The following is a 22,547-nucleotide window of genomic DNA, read 5'->3' as shown; positions in this document are numbered from 1 at the left end:
CAAGCGGGGTTCCCGCCGGGTCGGTGCGCTGGCCCGCGCCGCAGGGTGCGGCTGCGCAGCGGATTCAGGCGTCCCGCCGCGCCCGCGCCAGTTCGACGAAGGCCCCCAGGTAGTCGATGTCGGCTTCCGCTTCCCGAAAGCCCAGGAATATCTGCTTGTCCACGCCGGTCGGGCCGAGCTTGACCGGCACCACGCCGAAGCGCTCGGCGTTCTCTTCGACCAGCCAGCGCGGCAGGGCCGCCACGCCGCGCCCGCTGGCCACCATCTGCAGCATGATGTCGGTGGTCTCGATGGGCTTGTGGCGGCGCGGGCTGACGCCCGCCGGCGTCAGAAAGCGTGTGTACACATCGAGGCGGTCGGTGCTGACCGGGTAGGTGATGAGCGTCTCGTCCGAGAGCTGATGCGGCTCGACGTGGTCGGCCGTGCGCAGCGGGTGGGCCAGGCTCACCACCAGGACCTGCTCGTAGTCGAACACCGGCTCGAAGCGCAGGCCCGGCTTGTACAGGGGGTCCGGCGTGACCAGCATGTCGATCTCGTGCGCGAAGAGCGCGCCGATGCCGCCGAACTGGAATTTCTGCTTGACGTCCACGTCCACCATGGGCCACTCGGCGAGGTAGGGCGAGACGATCTTGAGCAGCCACTGATAGCACGGGTGGCACTCCATGCCGATGCGCAGCGTGCCCCGCTCGCCACGCGCGAACTGGCGCAGGCGCTCCTCGGCCTGATCGAGCTGCGGCAGCAGGCGCTTGGCGACGGCCAGGAGGTACTGGCCGGCCTGGGTGGGACGCAGACTGCGGCCTTCGCGATGCCAGATCGGTACGCCGAGCTGGTCTTCCAGCTTGCGCACCGTGTGGCTCAAGGCGGACTGGGTGAGGTGCAGGCTGGCGGCCGCGGCAGTGAGCGAGCCGTGCTGGTCGACGGCGCGCACGATGTCGAGATGGGCTCGGTCGAGGATGGCCATGGCTGCGGTTCGTATGAATGAAAATAATAGATTGATGAAATATTACCATTTTCATTCATGAATCGGTCTGCGTAGCATGCGGGTCTACGGTTTCAATTACTCCACCACGCATCGCGCCACCCGCGACGCATGAAAGTACGCCGCACCACCCGGGGCACAGCGGATCCGGCTTTGCCGGTCCGCCAGTGCCGCCCCCTCGAGGGGGCGCGCGTCAGCGCATAGGGGGTGGGCTTCCTATTGGACTTACACCATGGCACGCACTCACAATCTCGGATTTCCGCGCATCGGCGCCAAGCGCGAACTCAAGTTCGCCCAGGAAGCCTACTGGAAGGGCCAATCGTCCCTGGCCGAACTCAAGGCGAGCGGCGCGAAGCTGCGCCAGCGCCACTGGGAGAACCAGGCCGGGCTGGACCTGGTGCCGGTCGGCGACTTCTCGTTCTACGACCAAGTGCTCGACATGAGCTTCACGCTGGGCAACCTGCCCGAACGCGTGCGCGGTTTTCATGGCGACGTGCTGGACAACTACTTTCGCGTGGCGCGCGGGCGTTCGGCCCAGGCCGCGGAGGCGCACGCCGGCTGCTGCGGCGGCGTGGCCGCGGGCGAGATGACCAAGTGGTTCGACACCAACTACCACTACATCGTCCCCGAGTTCACCGCCGGTACCGAGTTCAAGCTCGACGCCGGCCGCCTGCTGGAGCAGCTCGCCGAGGCCCAGGCTCAGGGCGTGAAGGCCAAGCCGGTCATCGTCGGGCCGGTGACCTACCTCGCCATCGGCAAGGCCAAGGACGATTCGGATCGGCTGGCGCTGCTGCCCCGGCTGCTGCCGGTGTATGCGCAGTTGCTGGAGACGCTCGCCGCCCAGGGCGTGGAATGGGTGCAGATCGACGAACCCGTCCTGGTCACCGAGCTCGACGCCGCGTGGCAGGGCGCTTTCGAGACCGCCTACGGCGAGCTGAAGACGAGCCGCGTCAAGCTGCTGCTCGCGACCTACTTCGGCCAGTTGCTCGAGAACGTCGCGCTCGCCGCCCGCCTGCCGGTCGCGGGCCTGCACGTGGATGCCGTCAACGGGCGCGACGACGTGCTGCCGCTGATCGAGGCGCTGCCCGCCGACTCGGTGCTCTCGCTGGGCGTGGTCAACGGCCGCAACATCTGGAAGACCGATCTGAACGCCACGCTGGATTGGCTGGAGCCCCTGGCCCAGCGCCTGGGCGAGCGGCTGTGGATCGCGCCCTCGTGCTCGCTGCTGCACGTGCCGGTGGATCTGGCCAGCGAACAGAAGCTCGATGCCGAGGTGAAGTCGTGGCTGGCGTTCGCGCTGCAGAAGCTCGACGAGGTGCGTGTGCTGGCGCAGGCCTTGAACCAGGGCCGTCAGGCTGTGCGCGCCGAGCTGGACGCCAACGGCGCCGACATCCAGGCGCGCCGCAACTCGCCGCGCGTGAACAATCCGGCGGTCAAGGCCGCGCTGGCCAAGGTCGATGCCCGTCTCGGCGAGCGCCAGCAGCCGTACGCCGAGCGCGCCGCCAGGCAGGCCGCCCTGCTCAAGCTGCCGAAGTTCCCCACCACCACCATCGGCTCCTTCCCGCAGACCGCCGACATCCGCCAGGCGCGCAGCCAGTTCAAGGCCGGCGAGATCGACGAAGCCGCCTACCAGGCCGCAATGCGCGCCGAGATCGCGCGCAGCGTGCGCGAGCAGGAAGCCCTGGGCCTGGACGTGCTGGTGCACGGCGAGGCCGAGCGCAACGACATGGTCGAGTACTTCGGCGAGCAACTGGACGGCTACGCGTTCAGCCAGTTCGGCTGGGTGCAGTCCTACGGTTCGCGCTGCGTGAAGCCGCCCATCCTGTTCGGCGACATCAGCCGCCCGAAGGCCATGACGGTGGAATGGATCCGCTACGCCCAGTCGCTCACCGACAAGCCGATGAAGGGCATGCTGACCGGCCCGGTCACGATCCTCAACTGGTCCTTCGTGCGTGACGACCAGCCGCGTGCGGTGTCGTGCCGCCAGCTCGCGCTCGCCATCCGCCAGGAGGTGCTGGACCTGGAGCAGGCCGGCGTGCGCGTGATCCAGATCGACGAGGCCGCGCTGCGCGAGGGCCTGCCGCTGCGCCGCGCGCAATGGCAGGAATACCTCGACTGGGCCGTGGAGTGCTTCCGCATCACCGCCAACGGGGTGGCCGACGAGACGCAGATCCACACCCACATGTGCTATTCGGAGTTCAACGACATCATCGCCTCGATCGCCGACATGGACGCCGACGTCATCACCATCGAGACCTCGCGTTCGGACATGGAACTGCTCGACGCGTTCGACGACTTCAAGTATCCCAACGAAATCGGCCCGGGCGTGTACGACATCCATTCGCCCAACATCCCGACCGAGGCGCACATGGTCAACCTCATGAAGAAGGCCGCCGAGCGCATTCCCGCCGAACGCCTGTGGGTCAACCCCGACTGCGGCCTGAAGACGCGGCAGTGGAACGAGGTGATTCCGGCCCTGACCAACATGGTCTCGGCAGCCCGGGCGCTGCGCGAAAGCGTGGCCTGATCGTCACGATCCCGGCCATCGGCCGGGATTTTTTTCCTTCAAGGGCATTGCCATGTTCCCGCGCACCGAATACACCCTCGCCCGGATCGACCCCGAGGTCCACGCTGCCATCCTGCGGGAAGACCAGCGCCAGCAGGACCACATCGAGCTGATCGCCTCCGAGAACTACGCCTCGCCCGCGGTGATGGCCGCGCAGGGTTCGCAGCTCACCAACAAGTATGCCGAGGGCTATCCCGGCAAGCGCTACTACGGCGGCTGCGAATACGTCGACCTTGTCGAGCAGCTCGCCATCGACCGCCTGAAGCAGCTCTTCGGCGCGCAGTACGCCAATGTGCAGGCAAACTCCGGCTCGCAGGCCAATCAGTCGGTCTTTCTCGCCCTGCTCGACCCCGGCGACACCATCATGGGCATGAGCCTGGCCGAAGGCGGCCATCTCACGCACGGCATGGCGCTCAACCTGAGCGGAAAATGGTTCAAGGTGGTGAGCTACGGCCTGGACGCGCGCGAGGAGATCGACTACGACGCGATGGAGCGCCTTGCCCACGAGCACAGGCCCAAGCTCATCATCGCCGGCGCCTCGGCGTATGCCCTGCGCATCGACTTCGAACGCTTCGCCCGGGTCGCCAAGGCGGTGGGCGCGCGGCTGATGGTCGACATGGCGCACTACGCGGGCCTGATCGCGGCGGGCGAATATCCCAACCCGCTGCCGCATGCCGACGTGGTCACCTCCACCACGCACAAGAGCCTGCGCGGGCCGCGCGGCGGCGTGGTGCTCACCAACCACGAGGACATCGCCAGGAAGATCAACAGCGCGATCTTCCCCGGCCTGCAGGGCGGCCCGCTGATGCACGTCATCGCGGGCAAGGCCGTCGCTTTCCAGGAGGCGCTCGCGCCCGGGTTCAAGCGCTACCAGCAGCAGGTGGCGAAGAACGCCCAGGTGCTCGCCGACACCCTGATCGCGCGCGGCCTGCGCATCGTCTCGGGCCGCACGGAAAGCCATCTCATGCTGGTCGACCTGCGCGCCAAGCGCATCACCGGCAAGGACGCCGAGCGCGTGCTGGGCGAGGCGCACATCACCGTCAACAAGAACGCCATTCCCAACGATCCGGAAAAGCCGTTCGTGACCTCCGGCATCCGGCTGGGCACGCCGGCGATGACCACGCGCGGCTTCGGCGAAGACGAGGCGCGGCAGGTGGGCCACCTGGTGGCCGACGTGCTGGATGCGCCGCAGGAGCCGGCGCGCATCGCGCACGTGCGTGAGCAGGTGGCGACGCTGACCGCGCGGTTTCCGGTCTACGGCTGAGCCGCGGCCTGAGGGACCCTGCTGTCGCTGCGCGACATCCTCCCCGAGGGAGGAGTCGCGCTCCCTTCGGGCGGCCGGGCGGGAGCGCTCATGCCGTGCGCCGCAAGGGCTGCGGGGGCATGCCGTAGACCAGCGTGCCGTCGTCCAGCGCGGCGCTGGCGAGTTCGCGCTGGTCTTCCCAGTAGTCCTGGGTGTGGCGCCACGGCGCGCGGCTGCTCTGGCGCGGCAGGCGGTCCAGGATGCGCATGAGGTAGCCGGGGTTGAAGTTGGCGGCGTCCACCCAGGGCAGCAGCGTCATGTCGCCGTCTTCGGGCCGCAACTGCGGCATGACCTGGCTGGCGCCGATCTCGTCCATGTGCGCGAGCAGGCGGCACATGAAGTCGGCGAGCAGGTCCACGCGCAGCGTCCAGCTCGCGCGGAAGTAGCCGAACACCCATATCAGGTTGGGCACGTCGGTGAACATGGCGCCGAGATAGCCCACCGTGCGCGAGAAGTCGACGGGCCCGCCGTCGACTGCGAAGGCGATGTCGCCCATCACGCTCAGGTTCAGACCGGTGGCGCTGATGACGACGTCGGCGGGCAGGAACTCGCCCGAGGCGAGGCGGATGCCGTCGGGCTCGAAGCGCTCGATGGTGTCGGTGACCACCGAGGCCTGGCCCGTGCGGATCGCCCCGAAGAGGTCAGCATCGGGCACGAAGGCGATGCGCTGCTGCCAGGGCCGGTAACTGGGCGTGAAGTGCTTCTCGACGAGTTCGTCCGAACCGAGATGCTGGCGCACGCCGGCGAGCAGCTCGCGGCGCAATGCGTCGGGCTCCTCGAACGAGCGCCGGATCACCTCGCGCTGTTCCTTGAGCACCTTGCGCCGCACGATCTCGTGGGTCCATTCGGCGGGGATGTCCAGCTCGCGCAGCAGGTCGGCCAGCTCGTTGACGTTGCGCTTGGTGACGAAATACGTGGGCGAGCGCTGCAGCATGGTGATGTGCTCGCACTGGCCGGCCAGCGCGGGCAGCACGGTGGCGGCGGTGGCGCCCGAGCCGATCAGCACCACGCGCTTGCCCGTGAGGTCGAGATCGTCGGGCCACTGCTGCGGATGGATGACGGGGCCGCGAAAATCCTCCATGCCCGGCCAGGTCGGCGTGTAGCCCTGGTCGTGGCGATAGTAGCCCTGGCCCATCCAGAGGAAGGAGGCGGTGTAGCGGAACGGCTCGCCGGTATCGGTGCGGCGGCCCTCGACCGTCCAGCGGGCGCGCTCGCTGCACCAGTTCGCCGACAGCACGCGGTGGCGCAGCCGCATGCGCGGTTCGAGCTCGTCCTCGCGCACCACCTCGCCGAGGTAGTCGAGGATCTCGGCGCCGGTGGCGATGGGCGGGCCGGACCACGGCTTGAAGCGATAGCCGAAGGTGTAGAGCTCGCTGTCGGAGCGCACGCCGGGGTAGCGGTGCGTCCACCACGTGCCGCCGTAGCCGTCCTGCTCGTCGACGATGACGAAGCTGCGCTTTGGGCATTGGGTGCGCAGATGATGGCCGGCGCCGATGCCGGAAATGCCCGCGCCCAGCACGAGCACGTCGACGTGCTCGGCGGCCGGCATGCCCGGGGCGGATGTCCCGGGAGTGACTTGATCCCGCATCGCTGCTGTCTCCTTGGTGGCGTGCCCGCTGCCGGAGGGCGCGGGTACTGTTGTGTCCGAGCTGCGCGACGCGGCTTGACAACCGAATCGGCCGGACTCTACTTTGTACCAGGTGGATCGTTGTTCCAGACAATTCTTACAAAGAAGGCCGCGCGGCGCAATCGGGATTCGCGCGGGCCGCCCCAGGAGACCTACCCATGCTGCATCCCCAGGCGCGCGTTCTGATCGACCTCATGGCCGAGCGCGGCATTGCGCCGATCCATACTCAGCCGCCGGAGGCGGCGCGCCAGCAGTACCGTGAACGCGGGGCATTGACCCAGCCCGAGCCGCCGGCGCTCGCCCGGGTGGAGGATCTGTCGGCGCCGGGGCCCCACGGCCCCATTGCGCTGCGCCTGTATGCGGCGAGCACGCCGCAGCAGGGCCGGCTGCCGGTGCTGGTCTATTACCACGGCGGCGGCTGGGTGATCGGCGATCTGCAGACTCACGATACCTTGTGCCGACAATTGGCCCAGGCCTCGGGCTGCGCGGTGGTGGCGGTGGATTACCGGCTGGCGCCGGAGCACCGCTTTCCGGCCGCGGTGGACGATTGCCTTGCCGCCACGCGCTGGGTGGCCGCCGAGGCCGGGCGGCTCGGCCTGGATGCCTCGCGCCTGGCGGTGGGCGGCGACAGCGCCGGCGGCAACCTCGCGGCCGTGGCGAGCCTGTACGCCCGCGATCACGCCGACATGCCGCGCATCGCCTTCCAGTTGCTGATCTACCCGGCCACCGACCAGCGGCGCGGGACGCCCTCGCACGAGACCAACGGCGACGGGTATGTGCTGACGCGCGACACCATGACGTACTTTCACGACCACTACCTGATCGACGACCGCCACGATACCGACTGGCGGGCGTCGCCGCTGCTGCACGAGGATCTCGCCCGACTGCCGCCGGCGCTGGTGATCACCGCGGGCTACGACCCGCTGCGCGACGAGGGGCTGTACTACGCGCAGCGCCTCACGGAGGCCGGCAACCGCGCCACGCTGGTCAGCTTCGAACGCATGATCCACGGCTTCATCACCATGGGCAAGGCGTTCGACGAAACCGAGACGGCGGTGCAGCTTTGCGCCAACGAGCTGCGCCGCGCGCTGGCGTGACGCGGGCGCGGCGGCGGCGTGCCGCCGGTCGCCGCGCCCGAGCTGGCGAAGCTCAGTAGTTGACCGAGGCCGACAGCATGTAGGTGCGGCCCGCCGCGTTGGTGACGAACGAGCCCGAGGCCAGCCAGTAGCGCTTGTCGGCGAGGTTCTCGATGTTCGCGCGCAGCACGACCTCCTTGCCGGCGATCTCGGTGCGGTAGCGCGCACCCACGTCCAAGCGGGTGTAGCCGGACAGGCCCAGCGTATTGTTGTTGTTGAGGTACACCGAGGAAGTCCGGATCACGCGGCCGTTCAGGCTGAGGCCATCCACCCACGGCGTGTCCCAGTCCAGCCCGAGGTTGTAGGTGCTGGTCGGTACGCCCGAGGGGCGGTTGCCCTGGTTCAGGCCGCCTTGCGTCTTCGTGAGCTCGCTGTCGATGAAGGCAGCGCTCGCCAGCAGGCGCAGGCTGGGCATGATCTCCCCGTAGGCGGTCAGCTCGAGGCCCCGGTTGCGCTGCTCGCCGAAGTAGCCGTAGATGTTGTTCTCGGTGTCGGCCTGACCGGCGGGCCGGGCGATCTGGTACAGCGCGGCGGTGGTGGTCAGCTTGCCCCAATCGACCTTGACGCCGGTCTCGTACTGCTTGGATTTGAAGGGTGCGAGCACTTCGCCGCGGTTCTCGTACTGCTCCCCGACGACGGTGCCGCGCGTCAGGCCCTGCGTGAAGTTGGCGTAGACCGAGACGTTGTCCCAGGGTTTGACCACGATGCCCGCCACGGGCGAGACGGCGCTGGCGCGGTAGCCCGAGGTGACTGCGCCGGCCGCGTTGTAGCTGTCCACGTCCACGGTCTGGCGGCGCGCACCGAGCGTCAGCAGCACACGGTCGTCGGCGAAGGACACGGTATCGGAGATGGCGATGCTGGTCAGCGCAGTGTCCGACACCTTCGGCGGCTCGCCGCGCGTACCCGGCAGCGGCGGGATCGGCACAGGATCGTAGATGTTCGAGGCTACGGTGTCGTCGCCCCGGGTGTACAGGTTGCCGGCCTCCTGGTCGAGGTAGGTCATGCCCAGGGCCACGCGGTGGCCGACGCTGCCGGTATTGAAGCGTGCCGTCAGGCCAGCGTCGCCGCTGAAGGTCTTGGTGTAGGAGTCGTAGTAGGTGCTGACGACGTTGAAATTGCCGTCGCTGTCCACCGACAGGCGTTGCGCCGGAAGGCCGGCAGCCACCGTGACCGGGAAGATCTGGCGCACGTCGCCGTCGCGATAACCCAGGGCGACGTGGCCGGTGATGCGGTCGGTGAAGTCGTATTCGAGCCGGGACATCACCGTGCTGTCGCGCTGCGTGAGGCGCGTGCCGGGATAGAAGTTGGTGCGTCCGTCGGGCGGGGCGGGCAACTCGCTGACGTCGTCCTGCCAGCCGATCTGCGAGCGGATGTTCTCCAGCACGTCTTCCTGGTGGATCGCGTCCAGCGACCAGCGCAGGCGGTCGCCGCGGTAGTCCACGCCGACGGCGCCCATGTCCAGGCCCTGCTTGCCGTCGCGCAGCGTGGCCTCGCCGCCGCGCTTGACGCCGTTGAAGCGCACGCCCCAGGCGTTGTCCTCGCCGAAGCGGCGGCCCAGGTCGATCTGGCCGGTGACGTTGGACTTGCTCATGTAGCCCAGCGTGGCGCGCGCCAGCGGTTCGTCGTCCGCACGCTTGGCGACGACGTTGATGGCGCCGCCCACGCTGCCGTTGGGCGGGATGCCGCGCATGAAGGCGCCCGGCCCCTTGAGGACTTCGACGCGCTCGAGGATCTGCACCGGCACCCGGCTGGAGGACACCAGGCCGTACAGCCCGTTCACGCTCACGTCGCCGCTGCCGACCGGAAAGCCGCGGATCTGGAAATCCTCGCCGAAGCCGCCCGTGGAGGTCAGGCCGCGCACGGAAGCGTCGTTGACCACCACATCGGCCAGTGTGCGCGCCTGCTGGTCGTAGAGCAGTTCGGACGTGTAGTTGACCGTGCTGAACGGCGTATCCATCACGTCTTCGGAGCCGAGCAGGCCCAGGCTGCCGCCGGTCGCCACCTGGCCGCCCGCATAGGCCGGGGCCAGGTCGCCCAGGATGCCGGCGCTCACGGTGACGGCGGCGAGCTGGGCGACATCCGTGGCGCCCGCGCCCGCGGCGTTCGCAGCGCCCGTGGCGCTGGCGCGCGAGAGCGTGACATTGTTGCCGTTGCGCACGTAGTCGATGCCCGTGCCCTGCAGCAGGACGCGCAGGGCGGCTTCCGGCGCCAGCGTGCCGGACACCGGACGGGCGTTCAATCCGCTCACCACGTCCTGGGCGAAGAAGATCTGCAGGGAGGTCTGTTCGCCCAGTTGCAGCAGCGCGTCGCCCAGCGGCTGTGCCGGGATGTCCACGCGGGCGGGCGCTTCCTGCGCCAGCGTCGGAGCGGGGGCGGCCGCCAGGGCCAGGGCGAGCGCGACGGCGAGCGCGCTCATGCGGCCGGTGAAGGTGCGTAGCGGCAGGGGCCGGCTGGGCCGGCAGAAGACGGTGTTCACAATGCGCGTTTCCGGTATAGAGAAGACGCGGGGCTCGCCCGCGCGGGAATCGGTGTCTGGAGGCCGGCGTCGCCGCGCCTCTTACTCTCCAGACGCATGACACCCTGTTTAACCGTAATGAGAATCGATACTATTTTGTAACAGGCCAAAGGCGAGCGCGTGTCCGAGGCGGCGCGGGCAGGTATCGGGCGCGGCTCCCGCCGTGGATGCGCCGCACTGGCGCGACGGGCTTATCCCGCCGCCTCAGCGTGCGAGCACTGCCACGCGGCCGTCGCCCAGGCGCAAGACGGTCACGGGCGCAATGGCGGGGAGGGCGTCGAGCAGGGCATCGGGATCGTCCACACCGAAGATCCCGGACACGCGGTACTGCGCCAGGCCCAATGCCTGCAGACGTGCGGGCTGCGGCAGGTAGCGGTTCATCTCGTCGATGACCGTTGCGAGCGGTGCGTCGTTGAAGATCACCTTGCCGCGCTGCCAGGCCAGCGATTGGTCGACGTCCACCTTGACCGCCTCGCTGAGCGTGCGGTCCGCATAGGCGAGCGCCTGCTGGCCGGCCGTCAGGCGGCGCTCGCCCGCGTGCCACCACGGGCCCGACTGCAGGCGCACCGAACCCGAGGCCACCGTGACGCGCAGGGCGTCGGCATCGCGCCGCACATCGAAGCGCGTGCCGGTCACGGTCACCTGGCCGAGGCCGCCGTCCACCACGAAGGGACGGCCGGCATCGTGCCGCACCGTGAAGAAGGCCTCGCCGCGCAGCAGCTCGACGTGGCGCTGGCTGTGATCGAAACGGACGGCCAGCTCGGTGGCCGCGTTCAAATGCACCGTCGAGCCGTCCGGCAGGATGACCTCGCGCCGTTCGCCCTGGGGGGTGGCGAGCGCCAGGCTCACGCGGTCGGTCGGGCGCAGAGCGTGCGCGGCCAGCCCCGCCGCGGCGGCGAGCGCCAGGGCGCCGGCGGCCAGGCCGAAGCGCCGGCGAGACGGATCGGGCGGTACGGCGGGTGTGGATGCGGCCTGCATGAGCCTGTGCAGCCGCTGGCGGGGCACGAGAGCCGCCACCTGCCATTGCGCGAGCAGACGCCGGTAATCGCGTAGATGTGCGGGGTCGGCCGCGCACCAGGCATCGAAGTCGCGGCGGTCCTGGGCGCTCGTCTCGCCCGACTGCATGCGCGCGAACCAGTGCGCGGCGTCGCCCGGACGTTCGAGCGGGTCGGCTGCGCCTGCGTCTGGCGAGGGCGTGCCGTCGTCAGTACGGCCCATGGTTCTGCAGACGGACGTTGATGTGGCGCACGGAACGGGTCATGTATTTCTCGACCATGCTGCGCGAGAGCCCCATTTCGCGCGCGATCTCGCTGTGGCTCCAGCCTTCCAGTCGGCACATGACATAGACCTGCCGGCACTTGAGCGGCAGTTCCTCGAGGGCTTCGGCGAGGGCGTCGGCCAACTGCTGGAAGCGGATCCCGCCGTCCGCGCCGGGCATGCTGGGATGCTCCGCGTCGCTCATGGCGTCCAGCGAGGTGAATTCGAGCGCGTTGACGTGGCGGTGCCAACTGATCAGACGGTTCGAGGTGCCGCGCGCCATGTACGCCCGTGGATCGCAGATCGCGCCCACACCGCCTTCCAGCATGCCGAGCACGGTGTCGTGCATGGCGTCCTCGCCGTCCTCGCGCCCGCGCCCGCCGCGGCGCCACCGGCCGATCAGCTCGGCGTAGTGGGCGAGCCAGTCTTTTCGGGGGTAGGCAGCGCGGGGCATGGGGCGAGCGGACGTAGGCGCTTGAAATAGAACGTTTGATTCTAATACTTATTCTCATTCTTATGCCAACGGGGGCACAGGCGGGCGCCCCTCGGCGCTGGCGTGCCCGCTGCGCGCTACCACACCGGCGCGTCGCTGCCCGGCGGGACCGACGGGCGCGCGTAGCGGGCGGCGGTGCGGCTCAACTGCACGGCCGGGCGCACTGCCCGCAGGGCGCCGAAGCCCGATGCGCTGTCTTCGAGATAGGGTTCGATGGCGGGCGGCTGGGCCGCCAGCCCGTCCTCGACCCGGCCCAGGCCGCGCAGCCACTGGGCGGTCTGGGCCAGCGAGACGTCGACCTGCCAACTGCCGCCTTCCTGCGTCTGCCGCCAGAGCGCGGCACTGGCGCCGAAGGCCATGAGCAAGCCGGTGGCCTGGTCCAGGATCTGCATCGGCATGGGGCGGGGCCTGCCCTTGCCTTCGGCTTCCCCCTCGGCATGGTTGAAGCCCATGGCCGTCTGCACCAGCGAGTCGAAGCCGCGGCGCCCGGCCCATGGCCCCTGGGTGCCGTAGGCCGTGAGCGAGACGCAGACCATGCCGGGGCGCTTTTGTGCCAGCGCCTGCGGCGAGAAGCCGAGCGCGGCCAGGCCGCCGGGACGATAGCCCTGCGAGAAGACGTGCGCTTCGTCGACGAGACGCCATAGCGTCTGCCTGCCGGTCGGGGTGTGCAGATCGACGTGTGCCGAACGCTTGCCGCGGCTGGTGTCGGCGATCGCCGCGATGTTCGGCAAGCGGGGCGAGTTCACCAGCATGACGTCGGCGCCCAGGGCGGCCAGCGTGCGGCCGCCGACCGGGCCGGCCAGAATGCGCGTGAGGTCGAGCACGCGCACGCCGTGCAGCGGCGGGTCGTTCGCGGCGGGCCGGCTCCAACTGCGTGGCGGCGCATCGCCGATGCGCGTGAACCGCATCAACGGCTGGGCCGCCAGCGCTTCGCCTTGCGGCGTGGCATCCCATTGCGCGAAGGTGCGCAGCGCCGTGCACACCAGGCCGCGGCTGGCGGCCGCCGCCTCGAATTCCAGTGCCTTCCAGTCCAGCAGTGCCTGTTCGGCGTCGGCGCGCGTGGCGCGCGCCGGCTCCAGCCCCAGCAGGCGCAGCGCCCCGTCGCGATGGTGCGCGAAGTTGGCGTGGATGCGCACGTGGCCGTCGGCCGTGCGATACAGGCCCGTGATCGGGTCCCAGATGTCGGGTACCGTGCCGTCCAGGCTGAACCAGCCGGTCGACTCCACCGCGGCGTGCGTGGCGTCGACCGCCACCTGCTGACGCTGCGCGTCTCGCGCGTGCGCGAATTCACACGCCGCCAGGCCCGCGGCGGCCAGGCTCGCCTGGGCCGCCAGCGCGACCGGAAAGCTGGACGGGAAGACCGGGTCCCGGCCGCTCAATCGAGCTTGCTCGAGGGCGGAGCCGGGCAGGCCGGCGAGTTGCCAGAGAGCGGCGAGCGTGGCGGTGGACGACGGCATGGCGCAGATCCTCGGGGCTGGACGCCGGCAGTAGGGCGGTGTCCTGCTCATGCTAATGGAGAACGGGCGCGGCGGGCACACACCGCGCACCCCCGGCGCGCCGTCGAAAGACGGCGGGCACACTGCCGGCCACCGCCGAATGCCGCTATCATCGACGCACTCCGGCTATCTGTGCGCACCGTCCATGACCTGGCTCATCGTCGGCTTGATTCTGTTCTTCGGCATCCATTCGATCGAGATCGTACGGCCTGGCACTCGCACGGCGGCGATCCGCCGCCTGGGCAGCGAGGGGCCCTGGAAAGCCATGTACGCCCTGGTCTCGATCATCGGTCTGGCCATGATCGTCTATGGCTACGGCCTGTCCAGGTATGCGCCCTATCTCCTCTATACGCCGCCGGGCGCCGGCCGGCACCTGGCAATGCTGCTGATGGTGCCGGTGTTTCCGCTGATTCTGGCGGCCTACCTGCCGGGCCGCATCGCGCATGCCTTGTGCCACCCGATGCTGATCGCCACGGTGCTGTGGGCCTGTGCGCACCTGCTCGCCAACGGCAATCTCGCCGACGTTCTGCTGTTCGGCGTGTTCGGCCTGTGGGCGCTGGCCGACATCGCCTCGCTGTCGCGCCGCCCCAAGCGCTCGATAGCCGGCGCGCCGGCGTGGCCCTGGAACGATCTGGTGGCCGTCGTCTCGGGCCTTCTGGTCTATGCCGCCTTCCTGCTGTTCGCACACCGCTGGCTGATCGGCGTGCCGCTGCTGCGCGGCTGAGGCCGACCGTCAGGTCGGCTCGAAACCCACGGCTTGCACGAGATTGCGGTACTTGGCGATCTCGGCCGCGAAGTAGTCGTCCGCTTCCTGCTGCGAGCCCGGCTGCTTGACCAGCCGTCCTTCGGCCTCCATGCGTTCCCGGATATCCGGCCGGGCGATGGCGCTGCCCACGGCCACGCGCAGCTTGTCCACGGCCTCCTGCGGCGTGTCGCGCGGCACGAAGTAGCCGCCGCCGATGGTGTACTCGAAATCCGGCACTTCGCGGCTGCTGCCGATCTTCGGCAGATGCGCGAGCGGCGGCGGCAGCGTGTTCGAGAAGCTGGTCAGCAGGTTCATGCGGCCCTGCTCGACCAGCCCCAGCATGTTGGTCTGGAACGGCAGGACCGCGAAATCGATCTGGCCGCCGCTCAAGTCCTGCAGCACCGGGGCGGCACCCTTGTAGGGCACGTGCAGCAGATCTGCGCCGACGCGCTGGCCCAGGTGCTCCGTCACCAGGTGGTAGAGCGAACCTATCCCCACGCTGCCATAGGTGAGAGGCTTGCTGCGCGGCTCGCGGGCGTAGGCGATGAACTCGTCGAGGGTGGCGGGCGGCAGCCCCTGGCGCGTCAGCAGCACCAGCACGACTTCGGAAAGGGGCTGGGTCAGGCGGAAGTCTTCCGGCTGATAGCGTGCCGCCTTGTTGGTGAGAGGCGAGAGGATGACTTCGTTGGGCGAGCCGTGCAGCATGGCGTAGCCGTCGCTGCCGGTGTTCAGCACGCGCATCGCCCCGAGGATGCCGGTGCCCCCGGCCACGTTTTCCACGATCACCTGCTGGCCCAGGCTCTCGCCGATGGGCCCGCTCAGGATGCGCGCCGAGGCGTCGCTGGCGCCGCCCGCGGGGTAGGGCACCACCAGGCTGATCGGCTTGAGCGTGGGGTAGGGCGCGGCCGCGCGCGCGCCGGCGAAAGGCAGCGCGGCGATGGCGGCCAGCAACGCCCGGCGGGTTTGCAGATGCCGCTGGGCGGCGGTTACGACGGATGATGCACGCATGCTGGCTCCGGATACTGTGGGCCGCGGGGGCCGTTGTAACGGAGTCTAGCGAGGCGCTCTGCATGCACCAATGGCAGCAGATTGCGTGCTTTGTTGCGCTTTCATCAACGGTCGCCGGCCGGCGTGCGGGACCGCGGCGCAGGCGCCCGCGCGCCGGCTCAGACGTGCGGCATAGCCTGTACGACGTGGCGCAGGAACTGGGCCGCCGCGGGCGGCAGGTGACGCCCGGCGCGCGTCAGCACATGGATGCGGCTGCGGTTGAGCAGCGGGCTGGCCAGCGGCAGCGAGACGAGCTGGCGCAACTGCGCGCCTTTCAGGGGCAGGCTGCGCGGCGCCAGGATGTAGCCCATGCCCTGCGCGGCGAATTCCCAGAGCACCTTGAAGGAGTTGGTCTGCAGGACCGCGGGCAGGGAAACGTTCTCCTCCAGCTCCGCGGCGGCGATGAGCTTGCGCACGCCGAAGCTCTCGTCCAGCGTGGCGCCGCGATACGGCAGCAGGTCGACCAGGCGCAGCGCCCGGCGCTTGCGCGCGAGCGGGTGATCCTTGCGCACGTGGGCGCGAAAGGACGACAGCCGGCTGTAGTGCGAGCGCAGCCGCACGTCGTCGGGCGGGTGGAACGTGAAGCCCACGTGCGCCTTGTCCTCGACGATCCAACGCACCGCTTCGTCCGTGCCGCAGACGTGCAGCGCACAGGTGATCTCCGGGTGTTCGTCGACGAAGGGCTTGAGCACCGGCGCCATGACCAGGTCGACGAAACCCTCGCCCAGCACGAGCTGCACGTGGCCGCGGCTGGCGTTCCTCAGATCGTTGATCTCGGCGAAGAAGGTGTCGTCCAGGTCCTGCTGGCGGCGGGCGAAGACGGCCACCAGCCGTCCGGCGTCGGTGGGCACCACGCCGCGGCCGCTGCGCTCGAGCAGCGTGGCGCCGATGTCCTGTTCGAGCCGGGCGACCGCGCGGCTGACGACCGACGCGTCCACGCCGAGCAGTTCGGCGGCGGCGCGCACCGAGCCTGTCTCGATGATCTGCTGAAGGTAGAGGGCGCGCTTGCGGTCGAGAACGTCGTCCATGGCGGAATGGCGATTGTTGTCTTCGATGCAATGATAGGCGGTCTTCATTGCCATTGAAACCGCGCGACGCTGCGGGAGAATGGGGAGGACTTCGCGTGCGCCGCCCGCGCGCGCCTCCAGGAGACGAGGATGACCCCAGACACCGCCCGCGCCATCGAGGCCGCCACCGAACTGCTCTGCGCACCCGTGCTCGAGCGCATGCGCGCCTGGCGCCACGATTTCCACGCGCACCCCGAGACCGCGTTCGAGGAGCATCGCACCGCGCAGAAGGTGGCCGAGGTGCTGCAGGGCCTGGGGCTGGAGATCCATCGCGGCCTGGGCGGCACCGGCGTGGTGGGCACGCTGCGCCGCGGCGACGGGCCGGTCATCGGCCTGCGCGCCGACATGGACGCGCTCGACATGCAGGAACTGGGCACGGCGGGCCATTGCTCGACCATTCCCGGCAAGATGCACGGCTGTGGGCACGACGGCCATACCGCCATGCTGCTCGGTGCCGCGCAGCGCATCGTCGCCGAGCCCGGCCTGCGCGGCACCGTGCATTTCATCTTCCAGCCGGCCGAGGAGAACTACGGCGGCGCCCGCGTCATGCTGGAGGACGGCCTGTTCGAGCAGTTTCCGTGCGAGCGCGTGTTCGCCCTGCACAACGCGCCCAACCTGCCGCTGGGCACCTTCGCCATCCGCGAAGGCGCCATGCTTTCGAGTTCGGACACCTTCGAGATCCGCGTCATCGGCCGCGGTTCGCACGCGGCGCAGCCCGAGGCGGGCATCGACGCGGTGGTGACGGCCTCCACCCTGGTCGGAGCGCTGCAGGGCATCGTCAGCCGCAACATCAGCGCGGTGGATTCGCTGGTGCTGAGCATCACCCAGATCCACGGCGGCGACACCTGGAACGTGATTCCCGAGGCGGTCACGCTGCGCGGCACCTGCCGCTGTTTCTCGCCGCAGGTGCGGCAGCGGGCGCGCATGCGCATCGACGACATCTGCGCCGGCGTCGCGCAACTGAGCGGGGCGCGCATCGAGGTGGACCATTTCGAGGGCTACCCGGCCTGCGTGAACTCGCCGGCCGAGGCCGGGCTCGCCGCCGAGGCGGCCCGGGCCGTGGTGGGCGCGGATGCGGTGAACGCGAACACGCGGCCGCGCATGGGCTCGGAAGACTTCGCCTACATGCTGGAACGCAAGCCCGGCGCCTACATCCTGGTGGGTGCGGCGCGCGAGGGCGTCGACAACCCGCCAGTGCACAACCCGTACTACGACTTCAACGACGACATCCTGGCGCTGGGCGCGGCCTATTGGGTGACGCTCACGCGCAATCTGCTGGGCGCGGACGCGCCCGACGCTACTGCCCAGGCCGCGTGAGCCAGCCGTACAGGCCCATGCCCGCCAGCATGGCGGCGACGAAAACCAGCGCCGGCCCATGCAGGGCGAACGCGTTGATCAGGGCGGGCCCCGGGCACAAGCCCGCCAGGCCCCAGCCCAGGCCGAAGGCCGCGCTGCCCCAGACCAGGCGGCGGTCGATGTCGCGCCGCTTGGGCAGGGCGAGCGTGGCGCCGGTCAGTGTGCGCTGGTGGCGGCGCACCCAGGCGTAGGCCGGCGCCGCGACGGCGATCGCGCCCAGCATGACCAAGGCGAGCGATGGGTCCCAGTCGCCGGCAAGGTCGAGGAAACCCAGCACCTTGTTCGGGTCGGCCATGCCCGAGACGAGCAGGCCCAGGCCGAAGATGAAGCCGCTCAGGGCGGCGGTGACTAGCGGCATGGTCAGACCCCGATGACGTGGCGAACCAGGAACACGGTGGCGAAGGCGGCGAGCATGAAGATGCCGGTGGCGGCGTAGGAGCGCCGCGCGCCGCGCGCGAGACCGCATACACCGTGACCGCTCGTGCAGCCCGAGGCATAGCGGGTGCCCAGGCCGACCAGCAGCCCGGCGGCGACCAGCCAGGGCGCGGTGCTCGGCAGATAGGGAGCGGTATGCAGGCCCAGGCCGATCCATGCCCATACCGAGACGGCCATGCCGGCGACGAAGGCCCAGCGCCAGCCGCGCTCGCCGGCGCCGATGCGGGTGAGCAGGGAGCCGACGATGCCGCTGATGCCGGCCACCCGGCCGTTGAGCAGGATGAGCAGCGCGGCGGCGAGCCCGATCAGCAGGCCGCCGCCGAACGAGGCCCAGGGCGTGAAGTGCTGCCAGTCGATGGTCATCGCGCCTCGCGAGGGGAGGCGGCGCTCGGCGTGCAGAAGCTGCTGTACAGCGCCTGCATGACGGCGAGCACCTCGGGGCTGGCCAGGCGGTAGCGGATGTACCTGCCCTCGCGCCGGGTGGCGACCAGGCGTTCGTCGCGCAGTACGCCCAGGTGTTGCGACAGGCTGGGCTGCTGGATGCCGGTGGCGGCCCGCAGTTCGCCCACATTGCTTTCCTGCTGTGCGAGCTGGCAGAGCAGCAGCAGCCGGTCTTCGTGGGCCATGGCCTTGAGCAGGGCGCAGGCGCGCCGCGCGGAGTTGCGCAGTTGCCCGGCCAGCGCGGCGGTGGGTAGGGGTGCGTTCATGCACGACATTATATAAAAATAAATAATATATATGGATATACTGTCGGTGTTGCCCAACGGAATCCGTGTCATGTCCCAGCCCGCACCGCGCGTCGAACCCTTCTACGATGCGACGACCGGCACGTATACCTATGTGCTGCACGAAACCGGCGGCGGCGCCTGTGCCATCGTCGACCCCGTGCTCGACTTCGATCCGAAGGCGGCGCGCACCAGCACCGCTGCGGCCGACCGTGTGCTGCGCTACGTGCGCGAGCACGGCCTGCAGGCGGCCTGGCTGCTCGAGACGCACGCTCACGCGGATCATCTGTCGGCGGCGCACTACCTGCGCGAACGGCTGGGCGGGCGGATCGCCATCGGCGCGGCCATCCGCACCGTGCAGGCGGTCTTCGGCGGCATCTATCATCCGGGCGAACGCTATGCCGCCGACGGCCGCGAATTCGATCACCTGTTCGGGCCCGACGAGACCTTCGCGGTGGGCCGCCTCACGCTGCGTGCGCTGCACGTGCCCGGCCACACGCCAGCGGACATGGCCTATGCGATCGAAGACGGGGAGGGCACGCCCACCCATGTCTTCGTCGGCGACACGCTGTTCATGCCGGACGTGGGCAGTGCGCGCGCGGATTTCCCGGGGGGCGATGCGCATGCGCTCTATCATTCCGCGCGCCGGCTGCTGGCGCTGCCGCCCGCCACGCGCCTGTACATGTGCCACGACTATCCGCCGCCCGGACGCGAGCCGCGGCACGAGACCAGCGTGGCCGAGCAGCGCGCGAGCAACATCCACCTGCACGACGGCGTGGACGAGGCGGGCTTCGTGGCCATGCGCCGCGCCCGGGACGCCACGCTGGGCATGCCCACGCTGATCCTGCCGGCCATCCAGGTCAACATCCGCGCGGGCGAGCTGCCCGCGGCCGAAGCCAACGGCGTGCGCTACCTCAGGATTCCGATGAACTTGTTGTAAGACATGCGGCGGGCCGGCGCCGGGCGTCGACCGCTGCGCCGCCGCGTGTCCCGGTGCAGGGCCGAACGCACAGGGGGCCATCGCGTTAACAGGCCCTACACTGGCTCCGTGGCCCGCGTGGCACATCGGAGACCCAGGCATGACCGAGAAACTGCGGCTGGACATTCCGCTCGTCCTCCCGGACGTGGATTCCGCAGCGGACCGCTGCGTCAGTCGCCTGACGGCGGAGCTGGTGGGGCGCGACGGCGTCGAGAGCGCCCACGTCGTGCCGGCGGACGACGGCGGTGCGGCGCAGCTCTGCGTGCACTACGACCCGGCAGTACTGCCGCTGCCGCGCATCCGCGAGCTGGTGCGGGCGGCCGGCGCGCAGATCACGCAGCGCTACGGCCATGCCCTGTGGCGACTGGACATTCCGCACCAGCGGCGCGCCGACACCATCGCCGAGCGCCTGCGTGAACTGCCCGGCGTGCTGGAGGCGCAAGCCAGCGCGAGCGGCCTGGTGCGCGTGGAGTTCGATCGCGCGCGCATCGACCCGATCGGCTTGCGCGGCTATCTGCAGACCCTGCAGCCGGGCGGACACGTGGCGGCCGTCTACGAAACCGACGAACTGCCGGCGCCTGCACCGGCGGCGCAGGCCGGCGCGGGCGTGGCGGCCCGGCCCCATCATCACGACCATGACCATCACGACCACGGCGTACCCGGCGATGCCCGCGAGCCCGCGGACGAGGCGGGCGCCACGCCGGCAGGTGCCGTCGTCCGCGATACTTCCCACGCTCAGCCCCATTCCCACGTACACGGTCACGGCCATGGCCTGCGCCTCTTCGGGCGCAACAGCGAACTCGTCTTCTCCCTGGCCTGCGGCGCCTTGCTCGGTCTGGGCCTGCTGCTGCGCCAGATCTGGCCCGACGCCGGTGCCTGGGCGCTCGCGTGCTTCGTCGCCGCCTACGTCTTCGGCGGGTTCTTCACCCTGGCCGAGGCGCTGGACAACCTGCGCCTGCGGCGCTTCGAGATCGACACGCTGATGCTGGTCGCCGCCGCCGGGGCCGCGGCGCTCGGCGCCTGGGCCGAAGGCGCGCTGCTGCTCTTTCTGTTCAGCCTGGGCCACGCTCTCGAGCACTACGCCATGGGGCGCGCCGAGCGCGCGATCCGCTCGCTGGCGGAGCTTGCGCCGGACAGTGCGCTGGTGCGGCGCGGCGAGCAATGGCGGGAAACCCCGGTCCAGGCGCTGGTGCCGGGCGACGTGGTGCTGGTCAAGGCGGATGCCCGGCTGCCCGCCGACGGCTTCGTCGTGCGCGGCGAGAGTGCAGTCAACCAGGCGCCGGTGACCGGCGAGAGCGTGCCCGTGGACAAGCGGCCGGTGGCCGACCCCGCCGAAGCCCGCGCCCAGCCGGCGCGGCTGGACGAGGCGAACCGGGTGTTCGCCGGCACCATCAACGGCAGCGGCACGCTGGAGGTGGAGGTGAGCCGCCGAGCGGACGACAGCACCCTGGCGCGCCTGGTCCGCCTGGTGAGCGAGGCCGAGACCCAGAAGTCGCCGACCCAGCGTTTCACCGACCGTTTCGAGCGGGTGTTCGTGCCCGCCGTGCTGGCGCTGGTGGTCCTGCTCCTGTTCGCCTGGGTGGTCGTGGACGAGCCGTTTCGCGACAGCTTCTACCGGGCGATGGCGGTGCTGGTGGCCGCCAGCCCATGTGCGCTGGCGATCGCCACGCCGAGCGCCGTGCTCTCCGGCGTGGCGCGCGCGGCTCGCGGCGGCGTGCTGGTCAAGGGCGGCGGGCCGCTGGAGAACCTGGGCTCGGTCGACGCCATCGCCTTCGACAAGACCGGCACGCTCACCATCGGCCGGCCGCGCATCACGGACGTGGCGCCGGCGCCGGGCGTCGATGCGCAGGCCCTGCTCGCCGTCGCGGTCGCGGTCGAGCGCTTGTCCGACCATCCCCTGGCGCGCGCCATCGCGCGGGACGGCGCCGGCCGGCTGGCGGCGCCCGCACCGAGCGCCGAGGCGCTGGAAAGCCTGACCGGACGCGGGGTACGCGCGCGCATCGGCGAGGACACCGTGTGGATCGGCAAGGCGGCGATGTTCGGCGAGGGCGGCCTGGCGCCGCTCGATCCCGCCGTGCACCGCGAGGCCGAGCGGCTCGCGGCGGCCGGGCGCACCACCATGGTCGTGCGCCGGGGCGCCAGCGATCTCGGCGTGATCGCTCTCATGGACACCGCGCGGCCCGAAGCGCGCGCGGCGCTGTCCCGACTGCGCGCGCTGGGCGTGCGGCGGCTGGCGATGATCTCGGGCGACAACCCGACGGTGGCCGACGCGGTCGCCCGCGAGCTCGGGCTCGATCAGGCCCTGGGCGGGCTGCTGCCGGACGACAAGGTCGAAGCGATCCGCCGCTTGCGCCGCCAGGGCAAGGTGGCGATGGTCGGCGACGGCGTGAATGATGCGCCGGCGATGGCGCACGCCACCGTGGGTGTGGCCATGGGGGCCGCGGGTTCGGACGTGGCCCTGGAGACCGCCGACGTGGCCTTGATGGCCGACGACCTCTCGGCGCTGCCGTTCGCGGTGGCGCTGAGCCGGCGCACGCGCGCCGTCATCCTGCAGAACGTGTGCATCAGCCTGGGCGTGGTGGCCTTCCTCGTGCCGGCCACCATCCTGGGCCTGGGCATCGGCCCGGCGGTGGCGCTGCACGAAGGCACGACGCTGGTCGTGGTCGCCAACGCGCTGCGCCTGCTGGCGTGGCGCGACCGCGCCGCCGCGCCCGCCGTCGGGGCGGTCGCGCGGGCCGGCGCCTGAGCGGCGCTGTCATCCATGGCGCTGCGCGCCACCTCGACGTATGAAACTGCGATGATGCCATCCAGGGCACCGCGG

18 protein-coding genes are annotated in these 22,547 nt (G+C 70.2%); 7 read left to right on the top strand and 11 right to left on the bottom strand.

The features are described from left to right. Nucleotides 1-64: 64 nt before the first annotated feature. Nucleotides 65-955, bottom strand: coding sequence for a LysR family transcriptional regulator (locus tag FOZ76_RS15655; protein ID WP_211366291.1), 891 nt, complete (start codon nt 953-955; stop codon nt 65-67). Nucleotides 956-1,211: 256 nt separating this feature from the next. Here FOZ76_RS15655 and metE point away from each other — a divergent pair, with 256 nt between their 5' ends. Both metE and glyA read left to right on the top strand, forming a co-directional pair. Further along, nucleotides 1,212-3,506 (top strand): 5-methyltetrahydropteroyltriglutamate--homocysteine S-methyltransferase, encoded by a 2,295-nt coding sequence (gene metE / locus FOZ76_RS15650; RefSeq protein WP_143949198.1) that lies wholly within the window; start codon nt 1,212-1,214, stop codon nt 3,504-3,506. A 52-nt stretch (nt 3,507-3,558) separates the two neighbouring features. Next, complete coding sequence (gene glyA / locus FOZ76_RS15645) at nt 3,559-4,809, top strand: serine hydroxymethyltransferase (RefSeq protein WP_143949197.1); 1,251 nt, start codon at nt 3,559-3,561, stop codon at nt 4,807-4,809. 88 nt (nt 4,810-4,897) lie between these two features. On the opposite strand, the gene FOZ76_RS15640 is transcribed toward glyA, so the two are convergent. Beyond that, a complete protein-coding gene (locus tag FOZ76_RS15640; protein ID WP_143949196.1) occupies nt 4,898-6,436 on the bottom strand; it encodes a flavin-containing monooxygenase in 1,539 nt (512 codons plus the stop codon). A gap of 197 nt (nt 6,437-6,633) precedes the next feature. On the opposite strand from FOZ76_RS15640, the gene FOZ76_RS15635 reads away from it, so the two are divergent. Next, nucleotides 6,634-7,572, top strand: coding sequence for an alpha/beta hydrolase (locus FOZ76_RS15635; protein ID WP_143949195.1), 939 nt, complete (start codon nt 6,634-6,636; stop codon nt 7,570-7,572). A gap of 52 nt (nt 7,573-7,624) precedes the next feature. On the opposite strand, the gene FOZ76_RS15630 is transcribed toward FOZ76_RS15635, so the two are convergent. From FOZ76_RS15630 to FOZ76_RS15615, 4 genes are all read right to left on the bottom strand, one after another. Beyond that, nucleotides 7,625-10,087, bottom strand: coding sequence for a TonB-dependent receptor (locus FOZ76_RS15630; RefSeq protein WP_246129546.1), 2,463 nt, complete (start codon nt 10,085-10,087; stop codon nt 7,625-7,627). Between the two features lie 243 nt (nt 10,088-10,330). Next, a complete protein-coding gene (locus FOZ76_RS15625; RefSeq protein ID WP_143949194.1) occupies nt 10,331-11,344 on the bottom strand; it encodes a FecR family protein in 1,014 nt (337 codons plus the stop codon). Continuing rightward, on the bottom strand, nt 11,331-11,837 hold the full coding sequence (locus FOZ76_RS15620) for a sigma-70 family RNA polymerase sigma factor (protein WP_143949193.1): 507 nt from the start codon (nt 11,835-11,837) through the stop codon (nt 11,331-11,333). Before FOZ76_RS15620 ends, FOZ76_RS15625 begins: the two co-directional genes overlap by 14 nt. 116 nt (nt 11,838-11,953) lie before the next feature. Next, nucleotides 11,954-13,333 (bottom strand): CoA transferase, encoded by a 1,380-nt coding sequence (locus tag FOZ76_RS15615; RefSeq protein ID WP_143949192.1) that lies wholly within the window; start codon nt 13,331-13,333, stop codon nt 11,954-11,956. Between the two features lie 139 nt (nt 13,334-13,472). Between FOZ76_RS15615 and FOZ76_RS15610 the strand changes: the two genes are divergently transcribed. Beyond that, nucleotides 13,473-14,096 carry an NnrU family protein gene (locus tag FOZ76_RS15610; protein ID WP_246129544.1) on the top strand — a complete coding sequence of 208 codons (624 nt, stop codon included), beginning with the start codon at nt 13,473-13,475 and terminating at the stop codon, nt 14,094-14,096. 9 nt (nt 14,097-14,105) lie between these two features. Here the strand turns inward: FOZ76_RS15610 and FOZ76_RS15605 are convergent, their stop codons facing one another. Beyond that, the gene (locus tag FOZ76_RS15605) at nt 14,106-15,125 is read right to left on the bottom strand and encodes a Bug family tripartite tricarboxylate transporter substrate binding protein (RefSeq protein WP_143949191.1); all 1,020 of its coding nucleotides are present in this window, start codon (nt 15,123-15,125) and stop codon (nt 14,106-14,108) included. A gap of 158 nt (nt 15,126-15,283) precedes the next feature. After that, nucleotides 15,284-16,192, bottom strand: coding sequence for a LysR family transcriptional regulator (locus tag FOZ76_RS15600; protein WP_143949481.1), 909 nt, complete (start codon nt 16,190-16,192; stop codon nt 15,284-15,286). A gap of 129 nt (nt 16,193-16,321) precedes the next feature. Between FOZ76_RS15600 and FOZ76_RS15595 the strand changes: the two genes are divergently transcribed. After that, nucleotides 16,322-17,548 carry a M20 aminoacylase family protein gene (locus FOZ76_RS15595; protein ID WP_143949190.1) on the top strand — a complete coding sequence of 409 codons (1,227 nt, stop codon included), beginning with the start codon at nt 16,322-16,324 and terminating at the stop codon, nt 17,546-17,548. Here FOZ76_RS15595 and FOZ76_RS15590 read toward each other — a convergent pair. The 3 genes from FOZ76_RS15590 to FOZ76_RS15580 are packed head-to-tail and all read right to left on the bottom strand — an operon-like array spanning nt 17,529 to nt 18,729. Beyond that, a complete protein-coding gene (locus FOZ76_RS15590; RefSeq protein ID WP_143949189.1) occupies nt 17,529-17,945 on the bottom strand; it encodes a DUF6691 family protein in 417 nt (138 codons plus the stop codon). The two genes, FOZ76_RS15595 and FOZ76_RS15590, sit on opposite strands and share 20 nt — an antisense overlap. A 2-nt stretch (nt 17,946-17,947) precedes the next feature. Then, nucleotides 17,948-18,385, bottom strand: coding sequence for a YeeE/YedE family protein (locus tag FOZ76_RS15585; protein WP_143949188.1), 438 nt, complete (start codon nt 18,383-18,385; stop codon nt 17,948-17,950). Beyond that, nucleotides 18,382-18,729: an ArsR/SmtB family transcription factor gene (locus FOZ76_RS15580; RefSeq protein WP_143949187.1), complete on the bottom strand. Its 348-nt coding sequence runs from the start codon at nt 18,727-18,729 to the stop codon at nt 18,382-18,384. The genes FOZ76_RS15585 and FOZ76_RS15580 overlap by 4 nt, the downstream gene beginning before the upstream one ends. Nucleotides 18,730-18,799: 70 nt before the next feature. Here FOZ76_RS15580 and FOZ76_RS15575 point away from each other — a divergent pair, with 70 nt between their 5' ends. Both FOZ76_RS15575 and FOZ76_RS15570 read left to right on the top strand, forming a co-directional pair. After that, a complete protein-coding gene (locus tag FOZ76_RS15575; RefSeq protein WP_143949186.1) occupies nt 18,800-19,687 on the top strand; it encodes an MBL fold metallo-hydrolase in 888 nt (295 codons plus the stop codon). A gap of 139 nt (nt 19,688-19,826) precedes the next feature. Beyond that, nucleotides 19,827-22,472: a heavy metal translocating P-type ATPase gene (locus FOZ76_RS15570; RefSeq protein ID WP_143949185.1), complete on the top strand. Its 2,646-nt coding sequence runs from the start codon at nt 19,827-19,829 to the stop codon at nt 22,470-22,472. Nucleotides 22,473-22,547: the final 75 nt, after the last annotated feature.

Origin of the sequence: Verticiella sediminum (assembly GCF_007558815.1) — a bacterium.
In the GTDB taxonomy this organism is placed as follows: Bacteria; Pseudomonadota; Gammaproteobacteria; order Burkholderiales; family Burkholderiaceae_B; genus Verticiella; species Verticiella sediminum.
The sequence above is the reverse complement of the archived record's forward strand: the minus strand, read 5'-3'. Positions and strand labels throughout refer to the sequence as shown.

Excerpts from the sequence above, each read along its gene's own strand:
- metE (WP_143949198.1), top strand. The coding sequence starts at position 1,212 with ATGGCACGCACTCACAATCTCGGATTTCCGCGCATCGGCGCCAAGCGC.
- glyA (WP_143949197.1), top strand. The coding sequence starts at position 3,559 with ATGTTCCCGCGCACCGAATACACCCTCGCCCGGATCGACCCCGAGGTC.
- FOZ76_RS15640 (WP_143949196.1), bottom strand. The coding sequence starts at position 6,436 with ATGCGGGATCAAGTCACTCCCGGGACATCCGCCCCGGGCATGCCGGCC.
- FOZ76_RS15635 (WP_143949195.1), top strand. The coding sequence starts at position 6,634 with ATGCTGCATCCCCAGGCGCGCGTTCTGATCGACCTCATGGCCGAGCGC.
- FOZ76_RS15625 (WP_143949194.1), bottom strand. The coding sequence starts at position 11,344 with ATGGGCCGTACTGACGACGGCACGCCCTCGCCAGACGCAGGCGCAGCC.
- FOZ76_RS15620 (WP_143949193.1), bottom strand. The coding sequence starts at position 11,837 with ATGCCCCGCGCTGCCTACCCCCGAAAAGACTGGCTCGCCCACTACGCC.
- FOZ76_RS15615 (WP_143949192.1), bottom strand. The coding sequence starts at position 13,333 with ATGCCGTCGTCCACCGCCACGCTCGCCGCTCTCTGGCAACTCGCCGGC.
- FOZ76_RS15610 (WP_246129544.1), top strand. The coding sequence starts at position 13,473 with ATGCCGCTATCATCGACGCACTCCGGCTATCTGTGCGCACCGTCCATG.
- FOZ76_RS15605 (WP_143949191.1), bottom strand. The coding sequence starts at position 15,125 with ATGCGTGCATCATCCGTCGTAACCGCCGCCCAGCGGCATCTGCAAACC.
- FOZ76_RS15600 (WP_143949481.1), bottom strand. The coding sequence starts at position 16,192 with ATGGACGACGTTCTCGACCGCAAGCGCGCCCTCTACCTTCAGCAGATC.
- FOZ76_RS15595 (WP_143949190.1), top strand. The coding sequence starts at position 16,322 with ATGACCCCAGACACCGCCCGCGCCATCGAGGCCGCCACCGAACTGCTC.
- FOZ76_RS15590 (WP_143949189.1), bottom strand. The coding sequence starts at position 17,945 with ATGCCGCTAGTCACCGCCGCCCTGAGCGGCTTCATCTTCGGCCTGGGC.
- FOZ76_RS15585 (WP_143949188.1), bottom strand. The coding sequence starts at position 18,385 with ATGACCATCGACTGGCAGCACTTCACGCCCTGGGCCTCGTTCGGCGGC.
- FOZ76_RS15580 (WP_143949187.1), bottom strand. The coding sequence starts at position 18,729 with ATGAACGCACCCCTACCCACCGCCGCGCTGGCCGGGCAACTGCGCAAC.
- FOZ76_RS15575 (WP_143949186.1), top strand. The coding sequence starts at position 18,800 with ATGTCCCAGCCCGCACCGCGCGTCGAACCCTTCTACGATGCGACGACC.
- FOZ76_RS15570 (WP_143949185.1), top strand. The coding sequence starts at position 19,827 with ATGACCGAGAAACTGCGGCTGGACATTCCGCTCGTCCTCCCGGACGTG.